Raw genomic sequence first — 17,602 nt, 5'->3', positions numbered from 1 at the left:
CCCCATTGTCGGGAAACACCACTCCGTTTGGAGTATAAACCGCGCCTGTTGCGCTTTTATTGCTCGGGAAGACACACCATGAAGAACGGATTACGTGGCCTGGGACGCCGCGCCGTGAGGGCCATTGCCGGCGGCACGCTGGTGACCGCCCAGGCGCTGTGCGGCCAGGCCGGCGCCGCCGAACCCGGCGTCGAGGCCGGGGCCCGCGTTGGCGGCGGCGAGGGGCTGGATTACCAAAGCCTGTTCGTGAGCTGGCCATCACCCTGGCTGCAAACCCACGCGGTGGAATCCTGGCTGCCCGGCGATCTCGTCCAGGCCTACTGGGATCTGTCCGTGGAACGCTGGGAAGGGGAAGATGGCAACGGTCGCGACAACCGGACCGAGGTCTATATTTTCGGCCCGGTGGCGCGGGTCAACTGGCCCAGCGACCGGCTCTACTTTCTGTTCGGCGTGCAGCCTTCCTACATGAGCCACCCGCACATCGACGATGACGATATGGGCGGCAATATCCAGTTCACCAGCCACGGCGGCCTGGTGTTCCAGTTAACGCCCCGACTGGCGGTGGGCTTTCGCGGCCAGCACACTTCCAATTCACGGCTGTACAAACCCAACCCGGGCATGAATCTGGCGTCGCTGACCCTCGCCTACCGGTTCTGAAACTCCTGCCCGGCCTGTCGGTTCAGCCCGAAGCGCCGCATCTTGCGGTAAAAGGTGGCGCGCCCGATGCCCAGGCCACGGGCGGCGGCGGAGACGTTGCCGCCGTGGGCCCTTAACGCCGCCAGCATCGCCTGCCGGGTCTGCCCGTCCAGGGTGCCCGCCGGAGGCTCGGTCTCCGGCTCGCCGGCCTTCTCCTGCAGGGCGGCGGGCAGATGCTCCAGCTCGATCCAGCCATCCTCCGCCAGCACCGCGCCCAGTCTCAATGCCTGTTGCAGTTCGCGGATGTTGCCAGGCCAGGAATGGGCCATCAGCGTCCGCCGCGCCGCCGGCGACAGCCGGGGCACCGGCGTCGAGGGCGACACCTCCTCAAGCAGCGAGTCCATCAGCGCCGCCAGGTCGGCGCGCTCGCGCAGCGCCGGCAACGCCACCCGCAGGCCGTTGATGCGGTAAAACAGGTCCTCGCGAAAACGACCCTCGGCGATGGCCCGGTCCAGGGGCTGCAGGGTTGCGCACAGTAGAGAGAACGACACCGGGCGCACCCGACCGCCGCCGAGACGGGTCACCTCCCGGTCCTGGAGCACCCGCAACAGGCGGGCCTGCAGCGTCAGCGGCATGTCGCCGATTTCATCGAGAAACAGGGTGCCGCCGTCGGCCTGTTCGAACTTGCCGGCCATGCCGCCACGGCGGGCACCGGTAAAGGCCCCCTCCTCGTAGCCGAACAATTCGGATTCGATCAGCCCCTCCGGAATGGAGGCGCAATTCACCGCCACGAACGGCCCCTGGCCCGCGCCGCCCCGTTGGTGGAGCCAGCGCGCCAGCCGGTCCTTGCCGGTGCCGGTTTCTCCATTGATCAGCACCGGCACGCCGCCGCGAAAGGCTTTCAAAGCGCGTTCATAGAGCGGCCCGGAAGCCGCCTCGCCGACGTCACGGCGGGGCGTGGCCACCATCGACCGGGAGGCGCTTTCCACGCGAACATAAAGCCGCCCGCCGTCCTGGCAGGCCAACGCCACCGGCTCGCCGCCGGCGCGCCGCAGGGACGGCACCGCCCGCCCCCAAAGCCGCTCCAGGGTAACCGGCCGGCCCTCCCCTTCCAGCCGCGCCAGATCCAGCAACTGGCGCGCCACCGGATTGGCGCCCAGCAGGCGTCCGTCGCGGTCGAAATGAATCAGGCCACGCACCGGGGAATCGGTCAGTTCGGAACGGTAATGGATCGCCAGACGCAGGTCCCCGGCCAGGTTTTCCACCATGCGGTTCTCCACCTCCCGGGCCGCCAGCGCCAGCGGCTCAAGCACGCCCATGGCGCGCCCGTCGTGACGCCGCGAGGCATTCAGCACGCCGGCCAGTTCGCCGTCCGGCGCGAACAGCGGCACGGCGGCGCAGATGAAGCCGCCCGCCTCTTCCAGGAAATGCTCGCCGCCGGTCACCACGCTGGGGCGGCGCTCGGTGAGCGCGCAACCAGGCCCGGTGGTGCCGGCCACCGTCTCATCCAGGTTACCGCCGGCGCGTAACGCCCGGCCCAGGTCCGGGCAAGCCCGGTCTCCGCTCATCGAACGCACCACCCAGCCTTCGGCCTCCAGACAGGCGAGCACCCAGTCGGTGCCGCGCAATGCCTTGAACAGCCGCTCCATTTCCGGCTCCACGTAGTGCAGGAGCTGTTCGCGGTATTCATGCAGACGGCGCAACGCCTGGCGGGAAACCGGAGAAAAAAGGCGGCGGTCACCGGGGGCCAGGCCGTATTCCCGGGAGCGTTGCCAGGAGCGGATCACTTCGCCGCGCACCCAGCCCGGCGGCACTTCCCTGCCTTCCTCGAACAACCGCCGGGCTTCCAGCAAGTGGCGGTCCATTTGCAAACCGGTCGCGGGCATCTTCGTCTCCGACAAAGTGTCTTGTTGTTATACAGCCGACCGGGGCGCACCTGTCTCAATACGAGACAGGCGGTCTTGCCAGTACGCCCCGGGCTCTCCCTGATAAAGCCATAACCCTTTGTTTTTAAACGTTTTTGTATCTTTTTTCCGGGTTTTCCAAAGTATGGCACGGCCCCTGCGAAGGCACAACCGACGTCAACCCCTCTAATAAGGACAACATCATGACGAATCACACCCTCGCACCGGGCCTTGGCGCTCGCCTGTCGGCGGCCCTGATCAGCGCCTCGCTGTTGCTGGCCGGCGGCGCCCACGCCGACAAGGCGGACCAGGAGACCGTCGCCCCGGTGGATGCCGGCCACATCATCGCCAACCGGGACAGCGGCCAGGACTGGCCGGCCCATGGCTTCGACTACCAGGAAACCCGCTTCAACCCGCTGGATCAGATCGACACCGACAACGTGGACCAGCTACGCCTGGCCTGGACCTACGACCTGAACAGCCAGCGCGGCATTGAATCCACGCCCATCGTGGTGGACGGCGTCATGTACGTGACCGCGTCCTGGAGCGTGGTGCACGCGCTGGACGCCGATACCGGCGCCGCGCTCTGGTCGTTCGACCCGGAAGTACCGCCGGAAACCGCCGAATCCGCCTGTTGCGACGTGGTCAACCGGGGCGTCGCCGTATACCGGGGCAAGGTCTATATCGCCACCCTGGACGGCCGTCTGATCGCTCTCGACGCCGCCACCGGCAAACCGCTGTGGCACCGCGACACCATCATCGACCACGACCATGCCTATACCATCACCGGCGCGCCCCGGGTGTTCAACGGCAAGGTGATCATCGGTAACGGTGGCGCCGAGCTGGGCGTGCGCGGCTACATCACCGCCTACGACGCGGACACCGGCGAACAGGCCTGGCGCTGGTTCACGGTGCCCGGCGACCCGTCCAAGCCGTTCGAGAACAAAGCCATGGAACGGGCGGCCAAGACCTGGGACCCCAGCGGCAAATACTGGGAAACCGGCGGCGGCGGCACGGTGTGGAACAGCATGGCGTTCGATCCGGAGCTCAACCTGATGTACATCGGCACCGGCAACGGCTCGCCCTGGGCCTGGTCCAAACGCAGCCCGGCGGGGGGCGATAACCTCTACGTGGCATCCATCGTGGCGCTCAATCCGGACACCGGCGAATACGTCTGGCACTACCAGGAAACCCCGGGGGACAGCTGGGACTACACCTCCACCCAGGACATGATCCTGGCCGACCTGAAGATCGACGGCAAACCGCGCAAGGTGATCCTGCACGCCCCCAAGAACGGCTTCTTCTTCGTGGTCGACCGCACCAACGGCGAGTTCATCTCGGCGGAGAACTACGTCGATGTGAACTGGGCCACCGGCTACGACGAAAACGGACGGCCCAAGGTGGTGCCGGAGGTACGCCGCACCGACAAGGCGTTCGACATCATCCCCGGCCCCTTTGGCGGGCATAACTGGCACTCCATGTCGTTCAACCCGAACACCGGGCTGGCCTACTTCCCGGCCCAGAACGTGCCCTTGAATCTGGCGGTGGACCCGGATTGGGACGGCTACGGCAGCAACAAACCCGGCCAGCCGATGAGCGGCGTGGGCTGGAACACCGCCTCCAGGATCAACAGCGTGCCGCCCACCAGCCAACCCTTTGGCCGTCTGGTGGCCTGGGACCCGGTGAAGCAAAAGGAAGCCTGGCGCCACGAACACCCGTCGCCCTGGAACGGCGGCACCCTGAGCACCGGCGGCGACCTGGTGTTCGAGGGCACCGCCGACGGTCGTTTCCTGGCGCTCAACGCCAAGGATGGCGACCTGCTGTGGCAGACGCCGCTGGCCACCGGCGTGATCGCCGCGCCGGTCACCTACCGCATCGGCGATGTCCAGTACGTCTCCATCGCCGCCGGCTGGGGCGGCGTCTACGGGCAAAGCCAGAGAGCGACCCCCAACCGCGCCAACCCGGGCACCGTTTACACCTTCGCCCTGAAAGGCAAGGCCAAGGCCCGACAACGGCCCGGGGCGGCGGACAAGACCCTGCTCCAGGGCGTGTCCTATGACCCGGACCTGGTGCCGGAAGGCACCGCCCTGTTCGTCAGCAACTGCGTGTTCTGCCATGGCGTGCCCGCCGTGGACCCGGGCGGCAACCTGCCCAACCTGGGCTACTCCGACAAGGCCGTGATCAGCGATCTGGACAAGTTCGTGTTCGCCGGCCCGTTCATGTCCCGGGGCATGCCGGATTTCACTGGCCGTCTCGACAAGAAAGACGTGGAAAAACTCAAGGCCTTCATCCAAGGCACCGCCGACGCCGTCCGCGCGCAACAGCAACAACAAAAAGGAAAATGACCATGAGCCTGAACAACGATTCAACCCAACTGCTCGACGAACGTACCCGCCGCTTCCTGGAACAGGGCCAGCAGCGCATGCTGATTGGCACCGATTGGCGCGACGCCCGCGATGGCGGCCGCCTGGACGTCATCAATCCGGCGGATGAGCAATCCCTGGGCAGCGTGCCCGCCGCCGGCGAGGCGGACGTGGACGACGCCGTCGCGGCAGCCCGCGCGGCGCTGGAAGACGGCCCCTGGGCACGGGCCCGGCCCGCCGGCCGCGAGCGGCTGCTGCTCAAACTCGCCGATCTGATGGAGCGCGACGCCCGGGTGCTGGCGCAACTGGACTCGGTGGACAACGGCAAGTCGGCGCAGATCGCGGAAGCGGTGGACGTCACCCTGGCCATCGCCTTCTTCCGCTACATGGCCGGCTGGGCCACCAAGATCGAAGGCGGCACCCATGAAGTGTCGGCGCTGATGGCGGCGCCGGAGGCGGAGTTCTCCGCCTTTACCCGCCGTGAGCCGGTGGGCGTGGTGGCGGCCATCGTGCCGTGGAATTTCCCGCTGCTGATGGCCGCCTGGAAACTGGCCCCGGCCCTGGCCGCCGGCTGCACCGTGGTGCTCAAGCCCGCCGAGCAGACGCCGCTGTCCGCTCTGTATCTGGGGCAGTTGATTCAGGAGGCCGGCTTCCCCGCCGGCGTCGTCAACGTGATCACCGGCGACGGCCCGGGCACCGGCGCGCCGCTGACCCGCCACCCGGGCATCAACAAGATCAGCTTTACCGGCTCCACCGAAGTGGGCCAGATGATCGGCCGCGCCGCCATGGACAACATGGCCCGCGTCACCCTGGAGCTGGGCGGCAAGTCACCGATGATCGTGCTCGACGACTACGACCCGGAGCAGGCCGCCCAAGGCGCCGCCCAGGCGATCTTCTTCAACCACGGCCAGGTGTGTTCCGCCGGGTCGCGGCTCTATGTGCACAAGAGCCGCTACGATCAGGTGGTGGAGGGGCTGGCCCGGCTGGCCGACGAGATCACCCTGGGCCACGGGCTGAACCCGGACCATCAGATGGGCCCGCTGGTTTCCCGGGAGCAGATGGAGCGGGTGCTCGGCTATATCGATTCCGGTCGTGAACAAGGCGCCGAGGTGATGACACGGGGCGGCGCCGCGCCGGAGCGGGGCTATTTCGTGCGCCCCACCGTGTTCGCCGGCACCGACGACGCCCTGCGCGTGGCCCGCGAGGAGATCTTCGGGCCGGTGGTGGTGGCGCTGCCCTATGATGACATCGAGGAAGTGGCCCGGCGCGCCAACGACAGCGCCTACGGGCTCGCCGCCAGCGTCTGGTCCAACGACCTGTCCCGGGTGCACCGTCTGATTCCCCGCCTCAAGGCCGGCAGCGTCTGGGTCAACTGCCACAACATGCTGGACCCGACCATGCCCTTCGGCGGCTACAAGATGTCCGGCTTCGGCCGTGACATGGGTCGCGATTCTCTGAATGCCTATCTGGAAACAAAATCCGTGGTAATGGCATTGTAGTTATTCGTCCCACCCGCTTGCCGGCGGCCCCGGCCGCCGGCGTTTCGCACCACGAACATTCCGATAACAATGACGTGGAGGAAGTATGCCCCCCTCTAACAGCCAGCCCTCCTACACCAAGGGCCCGGAACCCGGGCCACTGTTCGAGATTCCGATTGGCGATGCCTTCGACGCCACCGTGAGCCGCCATGGCGACCGCGAAGCCCTGGTGGTGCGCCACCAGGGTCTGCGCTATAGCTGGGCCGAGCTGGGCGCCGAGGTGGAGCGCCATGCGCGCGCCCTGATGGCGCTGGGCCTGACCGCCGGCGACCGGGTCGGCATCTGGTCGCCGAATTGCGCCGAGTGGTGCATCGCCCAGTTCGCCACCGCCAAGATCGGCGCCATTCTGGTCAACATCAACCCGGCCTACCGGCTGGAGGACCTGCGCTACGCGCTCAATCAGTCCGGCTGCCAATGGCTGATCTGCGCGGACACCTTCAAGACCTCCGATTACCATCGCATGGTGCTCGATCTGGTGCCGTCCCTGGCCGGCACCGAACCGGGCCGGCTCGACGACCCGGGCGCGCCGGAACTGCGCGGCGTGATCAGCCTGGCGGACCAGCCGCCGGCGGGCTTCCTGCCCTGGCGCCAGCTCGCCGACCACGGCGCGCGGGTGTCCGAACAGACCCTGCGCCAGCGGCAAGGCGGACTCGACGCCAACGACCCGATCAATATTCAGTACACCTCCGGCACCACCGGTTTTCCCAAGGGCGCCACCCTGAGCCACCGCAACATCCTCAACAACGGCCACCTGGTGGGTGAGAGCCTGGGCCTCAACGAACGGGACCGGCTGGTGATCCCGGTGCCCCTGTACCACTGCTTTGGCATGGTGATGGGCAACCTGGCCTGCGTCACCCACGGCACCACCATGATCTACCCGGACGCCGGCTTCGACCCGGAAACCACGCTGCGCGCGGTGGCCGAGGAAAAAGCCACCGCCCTGTATGGCGTGCCCACCATGTTCATCGCCGAGCTGGCCAGCCCGGTGCGCCAGGAAGTGGACCTGTCCAGCCTGCGCACCGGCATCATGGCCGGCGCCACCTGCCCGGTGGAGGTAATGCGCAAGGTGATCGACGAGATGCACATGAGCGAGGTGCAGATCGCCTACGGCATGACCGAGACCAGCCCGGTGTCCCTGCAAACCGGCGCCGACGATGAACTGGAGCGCCGCGTCAGCACCGTGGGCCGCACCCAGCCGCACCTGGAAACCAAGCTTGTCGACGAACACGGCGCCACCGTCGGGCGCGGCGAGATCGGCGAGCTGTGCACCCGGGGCTATTCAGTGATGCTCGGCTACTGGAACAATCCGCAGGGCACCGCCGAGGCCATCGACGGACAGGGCTGGATGCACACCGGCGACCTGGCGCAGATGGACGAGCAGGGTTACGTGCGCATCGTCGGCCGCGCCAAGGACCTGATCATCCGTGGTGGCGAGAACGTCTACCCGAGGGAAATCGAGGAATTCCTCTACACCCACGAAGCGGTGGAGGAAGTGCAGGTGATCGGCGTGGCCGACGAGCGCTACGGCGAGGAGATCGTCGCCTGGGTCAAGGCACGCCCCGGCGCCGAGGTGGACGGCGCCGTGCTGCGCGCGTTCTGCCAGGACCGCATTGCCCACTTCAAGGTGCCGCGCTGGTTCCGTCTGGTGGACGATTTCCCGATGACCGTCACCGGCAAGATCCAGAAATTCCGCATGCGTGAAATCAGCGAACGGAATCTGAAGGAGCATGGCCATGCGTGATTATCAGAGCGCCGCCCGTCAGTTCGATTTGCGGCAAGCCGTCGAGCGCGACCTGAACGGGTCCCTGGAGGCCCTGAACGCCTGCGTGGAATGCTGCGACCGCCACCTGGGCCACCACCGGGTGGCGCTGTATCAGGAAAGCGAGGATGGCCAGGGCGAGCAGTACACCTTCGAGCAACTGAGCGACGCCGCCGGGCGCTTCGCCACGGTGCTCGCGGAACGGGGCGTGGGCGCCGGCGACCGCGTGGCGGGGCTGCTGCCCCGGCGGGTGGAATTGCTGATCACGGTGCTCGCCACCTGGCGCCTGGGCGCGGTCTATCAGCCCCTGTTCACCGCCTTCGGGCCCAAGGCCATCGAGCACCGGGTGCATGCCGCCGACACCCGCGTCATCGTCACCGACCGCGACAATCGGGACAAACTCGACGAGGTCTCCACCGACGCGGCGGTGATCACGGTGGGCGCCGACCGCGCCGGTGATGGCGACTTCCATGCCCTGCTCGAGGGCAGCCGGGACCACCATCCACCGGTGATGCGCGACGCCCAATCCCCGTTTCTGATGATGTTCACCTCCGGCACCACCGGCCTGCCCAAGGCGGTGCCGGTACCGCTCAAGGCGGTGCTCGCCTTCCAGGGCTACCTGCGTGACGCGGTGGGCCTGCGCGAGGACGACCGGTTCTGGAACCTGGCCGACCCGGGCTGGGCCTACGGCCTGTACTACGCGATCACCGGCCCGCTGGCCCTGGGCCACGCCACCACCTTCTACAGCGGCGGCTTCAGCGTCGAGAGCACCTGCCGGGTGATCGAGAAATACCGGATCACCAACCTGGCCGGCTCGCCCACCGCCTTCCGCCTGATGATGGCGGGCGGCGCGCCGGTGGTGGCGGCGCTGCGTGGCCGGCTGCGCGCCGTCAGCAGCGCCGGCGAACCGCTTACCCCGGCGGTGATCCGCTGGTTCGCCGAAGAGCTGGGCGTCACCATCCACGACCACTACGGCCAGACCGAGCTGGGTATGGTGCTGTGCAACCACCACGCGCTGAGTCACCCGGTCCGCGAAGGTGCCGCCGGCATGGCGGTGCCCGGCCATCGCGTGGTGGTGGTGGACGACCAGGGCCGGGAGCTGCCCCCCGGTGAGCCCGGCATTCTGGCGGTGGACCGGCGCCAGTCGCCGCTGTTCTGGTTCGAGGGCTATCCATCCGCGCCGGGCAAGTCGTTTCTGGGCGATTATTATCTCAGCGGCGATACCGTGGAGGGCAACGAGGACGGCACCATCAGCTTCGTGGGGCGGGACGATGACATCATCACCACCTCCGGTTACCGGGTCGGCCCGTTCGATGTGGAGAGCGCCTTGATCGAGCATCCGGCGGTGGTGGAGGCGGCGGTGGTGGGCGTGCCGGACCCGGAGCGCACCGAAATCGTCAAGGCGTTCGTGGTCACCGGCGCCGGCCACGCCGGCGACGAGGCGCTGGCCCGGGAACTGCAGGAGCAGGTGCGACACCGTCTTTCGGCGCACGCCTATCCGCGCCGGATTGAATTCGTGGACAGCCTGCCGAAAACGCCCAGCGGCAAGATTCAGCGTTTCCTGCTGCGCGGGCAGGCAACCCCGGAGCGGTAATACTTTGGCACCAATCATCAGCGACTTTGGCACGCAACGCATTGAGCCGGCGGTGGTTAATCGCTAGCGTCCCGGTAACATCAAGAATGATAATTTCGAGGACCTTCATGCATCGCCACCTGCTTGTCTGGTTGGGCGGGGCCGCTCTCGCCCTGCCCGCCGCCGCTCTGCCCGCCGGCCTTGACCATGAACTGGACGCGGTGACCGTCACCGGCACGCGGCTGGAACGGGATCTCGCCGATCTGCCCGGTGCCGCCACGGTGATCGAGGCGACGCGGGAGCAGGCCGGCCAGCCGGGGCTGCAGCTCGATGAACCCCTCAAGCGGGTGCCCGGCCTGTACCTTCAGAACCGTTACAACTTCGCCCAGGGGCTACGGCTTTCCAGCCGGGGCTTTGGTGCCAGGGCGCCGTTCGGGGTGCGCGGTTTGCGCCTCAACGTGGACGGCTTCCCCGAGACCCTGCCGGATGGCCAGTCCCAGGTGGACGCCATCGACCTGGACGGCCTGGAATCGATCACCGTGCTGCGCGGCCCGTCCTCGGTGCTGTACGGCAACGCCACCGGCGGCGTGGTGGACATGACCACCCGCACCGGTCGGGACCTGGAATACGATCAGCGTTTCAGCGTCGCCGGCGGCAGCGACGGTTACCGCAAAACCCGCCTGGAACTGGGCGGGGCCGACCGCCAGGGCCATCATTATCTAAGCCTTACCGGCATGCGCCACGATGGCCAGCGCCAGCAGAGCGACATGGAGAAATACCTGCTCAACGCCCGGGTCGGCCGGGCGCTGTCCCGGGACCGGGATCTGGAACTGTTCTTCACCGCTCTGGACACGCCGGTGGCCGAGGACCCGGGCGGTCTGACCCGCGCCCAGGTGAACGACGACCGCGACCAGGCGGCGCGCTTTTCCAAGCTGCTGGACGCCGGCCAGGAAGTGACCCAGCAGCGGTTGGGGGTGCTTTACCGGGAGCGTGGCCTGGGCGGTGAGTTGCGCGTGCGCGGCTTCGTCACGCAACGGGATTTCCGCCAGCAACTGCCCTTCCCTGGCAGCAGCCTGATCGACTATGAACGGCTGTTTTACGGGCTGCGCCTGGAATACACCAACCAGGCGCGCCTGTTCGGTTTGAACCATCGTTTCATGGTCGGCGTGGACGCCGATCGTCAGCGGGATGACCGTGGCCGGCGTGGTGTCGATGTGGCCGGCCAGGTCACCGGCGAGACCGCCAACGAGGACCAGACCGCCACCGCCAGCGGCCTGTTCGTGCAGGCCGACACCGACCTCACCGACACCCTGGTGCTGGCCCTGGGGGCGCGCGCCGACCGGGTGCGCCTGGACATCGACGACCACCTGCTGGCGGATGGCGACCAGAGCGGCGACCAGACCTTCAATGAAGGCAGCTACAGCGCCGGCCTCACCTGGCACCTGAACCCGCGCCACAGCGTCTATGCCACGGTCAGCAATGCCTTCGAGACCCCCACCTTCACCGAGCTGGCCAACCCCTCCGGCGCCGGCGGCTTCAACCCGGACCTGGACCCGCAGAAGGCGGTGAACCGGGAGGTCGGCGGTCGTGGCCGCCTGGGCGACCGGCTGTTCTACGATATCGCCCTGTTCAGCGTGCGGGTGCGCGACGAGATCACCCCCTATGAACTGAACGGCCGCACCTTCTATGACAACGCCGCGCGCACCCGGCGCGACGGCCTGGAACTGATGCTCGAGCACCAGACCACCGAGCGGCTCACCCTGACCCTGGCCTACACCTACTCGGACTTCGAATTCGACGATTTCTTCGACGATCAGCAAAACCAGGACGTGAGCGGCAACCGGCTGCCCGGCCTGCCGCGCCATCATCTGTTCGTGGAAGCGGCCTGGCGCGGGCCCGACGGCACCTTCCTGATCATCGACGGCGATTACAGCGGCTCCGTCTACGCGGACAACACCAACGACACGAAAGTGGATGATTCAGTGGTCGCCGGCCTGCGCGGCGGGCGGGAATGGCGCCTGGGCGGACGCGCGCTGACGCTGTACGCGGGGGTTGGAAATCTGTTCGACGAAGACTACATCGCCAACCTGCGCATCAACGCCAACAGCGACCGCCCCGACCCGGCGGATCGGGGCTATTACGAACCGGCGCCCGGGCGGCATTGGTACGCGGGGGCGTCCTATGCGTGGTGAGGGGCGGGATCGCGACTAAAGTCGCTCCTACGCTGCCATCCCTCGGCGTAAGAGCGACTGGGCGGCATTCCGCTTCAGTCGCGATCCATCCGCCAGGTCACATGATGCCGGCCGCCTTCTTGATGTCCTTGACGCTCTGCTTGGTGAGATCCTTGTCCACCTCGCGGATCACCACCTCCCTGGTGGGATCGTCCAGCTTGTCGCGCAGGGCACCGAGGAAACGGGGCTCGGCGATCAGGATGAAATCGTCCACGCCGCCCTTGTCATGGGCCGCCTTCATGTAGGATGCCACTTCCTTGGCGAAGAAGGCCGCGTGCTTGTCGGAGGTGGCCTGCTGGTTGCCGGTGGCGCGGGGGTTGCCATGCAGGGCGCCACTGCCTTCCTGGCCGCCTTCGCCGGTGCGCAGATCGCCGGCGTGGGCCTGGCTTTCCGGATGGTCCAGATGGTCGATTTCGCGAATGCGACCGACCTGGTGGGCGAACACGCGGGCATGGGCGGCGTTGCTGGCGATCACGTAGGTGGTCATGGCTCTCTCCTGGTTCCGTGTGTGACTGCTCCTTCCCCCCTAACCTCGCGCCCCCGCCCTTCCCGTTCAACCCGTGCCCCCCGTCACGCCGGTAAAAAAGCATCAAACCGATCAAAAGCGCGATCAAAAAAAAGCCGCCCCCGGGATTGTAGGGGCGGCGTCATCAAGGCAGGAATAACTTCGAATTCAGCGTCGCATTCAGGACATCATATCCAGCACGATGCGCCCTTCGATTTTGCCGTCGATCATGCGCTGGAAGACATCGTTGATGTTGTCGAGTTTTTCCGTGGCCACGGTGGCCTTGACCTTGCCCTCGCCGGCGAAATCCAGCGCTTCCTGCAGGTCCTGCCGGGTGCCGACGATGGAGCCGCGCACGGTGATACCGTTGAGCACCGTGTCGAAAATCGGCAGCGGAAATTCACCCGGCGGCAGACCGTTGAGCACCAGGGTGCCACCCCGGCGCAGCATGCGCTGGGCCTGATCGAAGGCCTTCGGCGATACCGCCGTGACCAGTACACCATGGGCGCCGCCGATCTCGCGCTTGAGCACCTCCGCCGGGTCCGCCTTCATGGCGTTGACGGTGAGCGTGGCGCCAAGCCGCTCGGCCAGCGCCAGCTTGCCGTCATCGATGTCCACGGCGGCCACGTTGAACCCCATGGCCTTGGCATACTGCACCGCCATATGGCCGAGCCCGCCGATGCCGGAGATCACCACCCACTGGCCGGGACGCGCCTCGGTCATCTTCAGGCCCTTGTAGACCGTCACGCCGGCGCACAGCACCGGGGCGATCTCCAGGAAATCCACGTTGTCGGGCAGTTGCCCCACATAGCCGGCATCGGCCAGGGTGTAATCGGCGAAGCCGCCGTTCACTGAATAACCGGTGTTTTGCTGCGACTCGCACAGTGTCTCCCAACCGCCCAGGCAATGCTCGCAGTGGCCACAAGCGGAATAGAGCCAGGGCACGCCGACGCGGTCGCCTTCCTTGACGTGCTTGACCCCCTGGCCCACCGCCACCACGTGACCGACGCCTTCGTGGCCGGGAATGAAGGGCGGCTCCGGTTTCACCGGCCAGTCACCGTGGGCGGCGTGCAGGTCGGTGTGGCAGACGCCGGAGGCGGCCACGCGGACCAGGATTTCCCCCTGCCCGGGGCGCGGGGTAGCGACTTCCTCGATCGCCAGCGGCTCACCGAACTGGCGCACCACGGCGGCTTTCATTGTCTTTTCCATGCTCATAACTCCTCGCCGGGCGGGCGGCCAGGGGCCGCCCGCGTGATGTCTTTCTTGTAGGGGGAAACTCGACTCAGAAGAAGCCGAGGGGGTTGATGTCGTAACTGACCAGCAGGTTCTTGGTTTGCTGGTAATGTTCCAGGGCCACCTTGTGGGTCTCGCGGCCCACCCCGGATTTCTTGTAGCCGCCGAAGGCGGCGTGGGCCGGATAGGCGTGGTAGCAGTTGGTCCACACACGCCCGGCCTGAATGCCCCGGCCCATGCGGAAGGCCACATTGATATCGCGGCTCCAGACACCGGCGCCGAGGCCGAACTCGGTGTCGTTGGCGATCGCCAGGGCGTCCTCTTCGTCCTTGAAGGTGGTCACCGCCACCACCGGGCCGAAGATCTCTTCCTGGAACACGCGCATCTTGTTGTGCCCCTTGAGCAGCGTGGGCTGAATGTAGAAGCCGCCGCCGATATCGCCGTCCAGGGTTTCCCGGTCACCGCCGGACAACACTTCCGCCCCCTCGGTGCGGGCCACTTCCATGTAGGACATGATCTTGTCGAACTGTTCCTGGGAGGCCTGGGCGCCCACCTGCACGTCGGTGTCCAGCGGGTTGCCGCGCTTGATGGTCTTCATGCGCTCGAGCACGCGCTGCATGAAGTCGTCGTACATCTCTTCCTGGATCAGGGCCCGGGACGGGCAGGTGCACACCTCGCCCTGGTTGAAGAACGCCAGCACCAGGCCTTCCACCGCCTTGTCGATGAATTGTGGCTCGGCGTTCATGATGTCGGCGAAGTAGACGTTGGGAGACTTGCCACCCAGTTCCACGGTGGAGGGGATGATATTTTCCGCCGCGCATTTGAGGATGTGCGAGCCCACCGGGGTGGAGCCGGTGAAAGCGATCTTGGCGATACGCTTGCTGGTGGCCAGGGCCTGGCCGGCTTCCTCGCCGAAGCCATTGACGATGTTGATGACACCGGCGGGCAGCAGGTCGCCGATCAATTCCATCACCTTGAGAATCGAGGCCGGGGTCTGCTCGGCGGGCTTGAGCACCACGCAGTTGCCGGCGGCCAGGGCCGGGGCCAGCTTCCAGGCAGCCATCAGGATCGGGAAGTTCCAGGGGATGATCTGGCCGACCACGCCGAGCGGCTCATGGAAGTGGTAGGCCACGGTGTTGGCGTCAATGTCGGCGGCGCTGCCTTCCTGGGCGCGGATGCAGCCGGCGAAGTAGCGGAAGTGGTCCACCGCCAGGGGCAGGTCGGCGTTGAGGGTTTCGCGCACCGCCTTGCCGTTGTCCCAGGTTTCCGCCACGGCCAGGGCTTCCAGATTTTGCTCCAGGCGGTCGGCGATGCGCAGCAGCAGGTTGGAGCGCTCACCCGCGGAGGTGCGGCCCCAGGCTGGCGCCGCTTTGTGGGCGGCGTCCAGGGCCAGGTCGATGTCCTCCGTGGAGGAACGGGCGATCTGGCAGAATACCCGGCCGTTCACCGGGCTCACGTTGTCGAAGTAGCGGCCGTGGACGGGGGCCACCCATTCACCGCCGATGTAGTTCTCGTAGCGTTCCTGGAAGGAGACCACGGCTCCTTGGCTACCGGGGTTATCGTAAATCATCGCGAAGTGTCCTCGTTATTGGTGCGAATCGTCAGAATCAGGTTAGTCCCGGCCGCGCGCCACGCGCATGCGACCAAGGTATTGGTCGGCGCCCTCATTTGGTCGTAGCCGCCGGCTCGCCCCACAGGTAGCGGCGCTCGTAGTCGGCGTAGAAGTGGCTCACCGAGCGGGTCAGTTCGTAACGGGCCAGGGGCCAGGCGGCGATGGCCTCGGGCAGGGGCGCGTCGATCACCTGGTTGGCGGTGGCGCCCCGTTCGGCGCCGGCGCGCAGCCGCCGATGCAGCCAGGCCAGCCAGGCGTCGGTGGCGGCGATCGGGCCCGGGTCCCGGGCCACCGGCCCGTGGCCCGGCACCAACACCTTGAAGTCCAGCGCCGCCAACGTGGCCAGATCGTCGCGCCAGACCGCGATGCCCGGGCTGTGGGGCGTGGTGGGCGCGCGGTGGTGGAACACCAGATCGCCGGTGAACAGGACCCCGGTGGCCGGGTCCAGCACCGCCAGGTCGCTGCCGCTGTGGCCGCGCAACGCCAGCAGCCGCAGCGGGTAGCCGCCGAAGCGCCGCTCGCCGGCGGCCAGATCCACGCTGGCCGGCACCAGGCCGGTGCCCCGGGCGGCGTCGCCCAGGCGCTGGTAGAGGGTGTCGCGGAAGGCCTCGCCGTGGCGGCGGAAGGCGGCGCGGGTGCCCGGCAGGGCGGCGATCTCCGCCTCCGGGAAGGCGCCATTGCCGAACACATGGTCCGGATGGTGGTGGGTGTTGAGCACCCAGCGCACCGGCTGGTCGGTGACGCCGGCGATGGCGGCGCGCAGGGCGTGGCCGTAGGCCAGGGTGCTGCCGGTGTCGATCACCAGCACGCCGTGGCCGGTGACGATGAAAGCGCTGTTGGCGATGTCGCCGCCGTTGTCCTCGCTGAGCTCCTCGGGGCGGCCCTCCACCATCCAGGTGTGCTCCGCCACCGGTCGCGGCGTCAGGCGGTGCTCGAAGGGCGGTGGCGCGGCGCCGGCGCCCAACGGCCACAGCAGCGCCGCCAGCAGAGCCGTGTCACGGAATCCCATGGTCGAACTCATTGCCGTTGTTGTCCCGGGCCTGGAACCGATAGGCGACGTCCTCGCCACCGCTCAGGGTCACCGCCAGTTCAGGGTTCTCGCTCACCGAGGCGTGCCAGTCGAAGCGCGCCACCGGCTCGCCGTCGCGCAGGAACGCCACCCGTTCCACGTAGAAGGCGTCGACGCTGGGGATCAGGCCACTGTCCATGGGGTGGAACAGTTTCACCCGCAGCCGGCTACCGGCCGGGTCGGCGAACCTGCGGGCCGCCACCCGCCCGAAGGTCTCCGACCAGTCGTCCACCTGTTTGGCGATACCGGGCGTGGAGCAACCGCCGCCCTCGCCCTCCACCCGGGCGCTGCCCACGTACCAGACGCCGTCGCTGAGCAAAGCGGCGCGCACCGGCGACGACTGCTCCAGGCGCACGTTGAGCGCCACCCGGGCGAGGCCGTCGCTGAGTGGCCGGTAATCGAACACCAGCGGGATCGGGTTCAGTTCGATCCACAGCAGCATGCGCTGGAAGCGGCCGTCGAAGGCCGGCGCTTCCACCGCCACCGGCACGCGGCCGGAGTCCTCGGCGAAATCCGGCGTGATCACCCGCACCCGGTCGTCGAAGCGCACCGGGGTGTCGCCCAGGAAACGCGCCCGGTAGCGCTCCCACATGAACGACTCCAGGGGATCGCCGGTGGCGGCGGCCGGCACCGGCAACGCCGCCAGCATCAGCATCACCAGCGGAGCCAGGACTCCAGCCGGCGCCGGTCTAGAGTTCACCGGTGGTCTCCAGGCTCACGGTTTCCAGCCAGGTGCGGATCGCCCACAGGGCTTCCTGGCTCAGGTAATTGGCCATGGGCGGCATCAGTACCCGGCCATTGCGGCTGGCGCCGTTGATCACCTTCTCCTTGAACCACTGGTCGCCGTAGTCGCCGTTTTCCAGCTCGCGCAGATCCGGGGCGATGCCGCCGGACTTGGCTTCCAGGCCGTGGCAGGAGGCGCAGTTCTGGTTGTAGGCGGAGCGGCCTACTTCCACCGCCAGGTCGTGCTGTTCGTGGGGTTCCCGGTAGGGGTTGCTGTCGCGCCATTGCTCGCCCAGATCCTCCAGGCCGCGGGTGTTCACCGATTGCGGCGTGACGTCACCGTGGCCCTGGGCCAGGGGCGCGAGGGGCAGAGTGAGGGCCAGGGCCAGCAGGGTTGTTGTTCTCATCATGGTCGGGTCCTTTTTGCTCGGGGTTCGCGTCACTCCCCAATCTAGC

The 17,602-nt window shown here is 67.4% G+C and carries 13 protein-coding genes; 6 read left to right on the top strand and 7 right to left on the bottom strand.

The annotated features are described in order from the left end of the window. Nucleotides 1–78: 78 nt before the first annotated feature. Nucleotides 79–657, top strand: coding sequence for an acyloxyacyl hydrolase (locus ACLD02_RS08110; RefSeq protein ID WP_410298407.1), 579 nt, complete (start codon nucleotides 79–81; stop codon nucleotides 655–657). Here ACLD02_RS08110 and ACLD02_RS08105 read toward each other — a convergent pair. Further along, a complete protein-coding gene (locus tag ACLD02_RS08105) occupies nucleotides 645–2,522 on the bottom strand; it encodes a sigma-54-dependent Fis family transcriptional regulator (RefSeq protein ID WP_410298406.1) in 1,878 nt (625 codons plus the stop codon). The two genes, ACLD02_RS08110 and ACLD02_RS08105, sit on opposite strands and share 13 nt — an antisense overlap. 221 nt (nucleotides 2,523–2,743) lie before the next feature. On the opposite strand from ACLD02_RS08105, the gene ACLD02_RS08100 reads away from it, so the two are divergent. The 5 genes from ACLD02_RS08100 (at nucleotide 2,744) to ACLD02_RS08080 (ending at nucleotide 11,965) form a co-directional block, all read left to right on the top strand. Then, nucleotides 2,744–4,885: a PQQ-dependent dehydrogenase, methanol/ethanol family gene (locus ACLD02_RS08100; protein ID WP_203100631.1), complete on the top strand. Its 2,142-nt coding sequence runs from the start codon at nucleotides 2,744–2,746 to the stop codon at nucleotides 4,883–4,885. 2 nt (nucleotides 4,886–4,887) lie between these two features. Continuing rightward, nucleotides 4,888–6,402 carry an aldehyde dehydrogenase family protein gene (locus tag ACLD02_RS08095; RefSeq protein ID WP_203100629.1) on the top strand — a complete coding sequence of 505 codons (1,515 nt, stop codon included), beginning with the start codon at nucleotides 4,888–4,890 and terminating at the stop codon, nucleotides 6,400–6,402. An 85-nt stretch (nucleotides 6,403–6,487) separates the two neighbouring features. Continuing rightward, nucleotides 6,488–8,182, top strand: coding sequence for an AMP-binding protein (locus ACLD02_RS08090; protein WP_203100627.1), 1,695 nt, complete (start codon nucleotides 6,488–6,490; stop codon nucleotides 8,180–8,182). After that, nucleotides 8,175–9,794 (top strand): AMP-binding protein, encoded by a 1,620-nt coding sequence (locus tag ACLD02_RS08085; RefSeq protein ID WP_410298405.1) that lies wholly within the window; start codon nucleotides 8,175–8,177, stop codon nucleotides 9,792–9,794. Before ACLD02_RS08090 ends, ACLD02_RS08085 begins: the two co-directional genes overlap by 8 nt. A 107-nt stretch (nucleotides 9,795–9,901) precedes the next feature. Next, entirely contained in the window at nucleotides 9,902–11,965 is a 2,064-nt protein-coding gene (locus ACLD02_RS08080; RefSeq protein WP_410298404.1) for a TonB-dependent receptor family protein, read from the top strand. 97 nt (nucleotides 11,966–12,062) lie between these two features. Here the strand turns inward: ACLD02_RS08080 and ACLD02_RS08075 are convergent, their stop codons facing one another. The 6 genes from ACLD02_RS08075 to pedF all read right to left on the bottom strand — a co-directional run bounded on the left by ACLD02_RS08075 (nucleotide 12,063) and on the right by pedF (nucleotide 17,556). Further along, nucleotides 12,063–12,491: a host attachment protein gene (locus ACLD02_RS08075; RefSeq protein WP_203100621.1), complete on the bottom strand. Its 429-nt coding sequence runs from the start codon at nucleotides 12,489–12,491 to the stop codon at nucleotides 12,063–12,065. A gap of 198 nt (nucleotides 12,492–12,689) precedes the next feature. Next, the gene (gene adhP, locus ACLD02_RS08070) at nucleotides 12,690–13,718 is read right to left on the bottom strand and encodes an alcohol dehydrogenase AdhP (protein ID WP_410298403.1); all 1,029 of its coding nucleotides are present in this window, start codon (nucleotides 13,716–13,718) and stop codon (nucleotides 12,690–12,692) included. A 73-nt stretch (nucleotides 13,719–13,791) separates the two neighbouring features. Continuing rightward, nucleotides 13,792–15,312, bottom strand: a complete 1,521-nt coding sequence (locus ACLD02_RS08065; RefSeq protein ID WP_410298402.1) for an aldehyde dehydrogenase family protein — start codon at nucleotides 15,310–15,312, stop codon at nucleotides 13,792–13,794. A gap of 94 nt (nucleotides 15,313–15,406) precedes the next feature. After that, nucleotides 15,407–16,363 (bottom strand): quinoprotein relay system zinc metallohydrolase 1, encoded by a 957-nt coding sequence (locus tag ACLD02_RS08060; protein WP_410298401.1) that lies wholly within the window; start codon nucleotides 16,361–16,363, stop codon nucleotides 15,407–15,409. Then, nucleotides 16,350–17,123, bottom strand: coding sequence for a quinoprotein dehydrogenase-associated SoxYZ-like carrier (locus tag ACLD02_RS08055; RefSeq protein WP_410298400.1), 774 nt, complete (start codon nucleotides 17,121–17,123; stop codon nucleotides 16,350–16,352). The genes ACLD02_RS08060 and ACLD02_RS08055 overlap by 14 nt, the downstream gene beginning before the upstream one ends. Next, on the bottom strand, nucleotides 17,113–17,556 hold the full coding sequence (gene pedF / locus ACLD02_RS08050) for a cytochrome c-550 PedF (RefSeq protein WP_410298399.1): 444 nt from the start codon (nucleotides 17,554–17,556) through the stop codon (nucleotides 17,113–17,115). Before pedF ends, ACLD02_RS08055 begins: the two co-directional genes overlap by 11 nt. Between the last annotated feature and the right edge of the window lie 46 nt (nucleotides 17,557–17,602).

The organism is Alloalcanivorax sp. C16-2 (genome assembly GCF_046507615.1).
In the GTDB taxonomy this organism is placed as follows: domain Bacteria; phylum Pseudomonadota; class Gammaproteobacteria; order Pseudomonadales; family Alcanivoracaceae; genus Alloalcanivorax; species Alloalcanivorax marinus_A.
The sequence above is the reverse complement of the archived record's forward strand: the minus strand, read 5'-3'. Positions and strand labels throughout refer to the sequence as shown.

What these genes read in the sequence shown, in the direction of transcription:
- ACLD02_RS08060 (WP_410298401.1), bottom strand. Translation starts at nt 16,363, where the DNA reads ATGGGATTCCGTGACACGGCTCTGCTGGCGGCGCTGCTGTGGCCGTTG.
- ACLD02_RS08095 (WP_203100629.1), top strand. Translation starts at nt 4,888, where the DNA reads ATGAGCCTGAACAACGATTCAACCCAACTGCTCGACGAACGTACCCGC.
- ACLD02_RS08090 (WP_203100627.1), top strand. Translation starts at nt 6,488, where the DNA reads ATGCCCCCCTCTAACAGCCAGCCCTCCTACACCAAGGGCCCGGAACCC.
- ACLD02_RS08065 (WP_410298402.1), bottom strand. Translation starts at nt 15,312, where the DNA reads ATGATTTACGATAACCCCGGTAGCCAAGGAGCCGTGGTCTCCTTCCAG.
- ACLD02_RS08105 (WP_410298406.1), bottom strand. Translation starts at nt 2,522, where the DNA reads ATGCCCGCGACCGGTTTGCAAATGGACCGCCACTTGCTGGAAGCCCGG.
- adhP (WP_410298403.1), bottom strand. Translation starts at nt 13,718, where the DNA reads ATGGAAAAGACAATGAAAGCCGCCGTGGTGCGCCAGTTCGGTGAGCCG.
- pedF (WP_410298399.1), bottom strand. Translation starts at nt 17,556, where the DNA reads ATGATGAGAACAACAACCCTGCTGGCCCTGGCCCTCACTCTGCCCCTC.
- ACLD02_RS08075 (WP_203100621.1), bottom strand. Translation starts at nt 12,491, where the DNA reads ATGACCACCTACGTGATCGCCAGCAACGCCGCCCATGCCCGCGTGTTC.
- ACLD02_RS08080 (WP_410298404.1), top strand. Translation starts at nt 9,902, where the DNA reads ATGCATCGCCACCTGCTTGTCTGGTTGGGCGGGGCCGCTCTCGCCCTG.
- ACLD02_RS08110 (WP_410298407.1), top strand. Translation starts at nt 79, where the DNA reads ATGAAGAACGGATTACGTGGCCTGGGACGCCGCGCCGTGAGGGCCATT.
- ACLD02_RS08100 (WP_203100631.1), top strand. Translation starts at nt 2,744, where the DNA reads ATGACGAATCACACCCTCGCACCGGGCCTTGGCGCTCGCCTGTCGGCG.
- ACLD02_RS08085 (WP_410298405.1), top strand. Translation starts at nt 8,175, where the DNA reads ATGCGTGATTATCAGAGCGCCGCCCGTCAGTTCGATTTGCGGCAAGCC.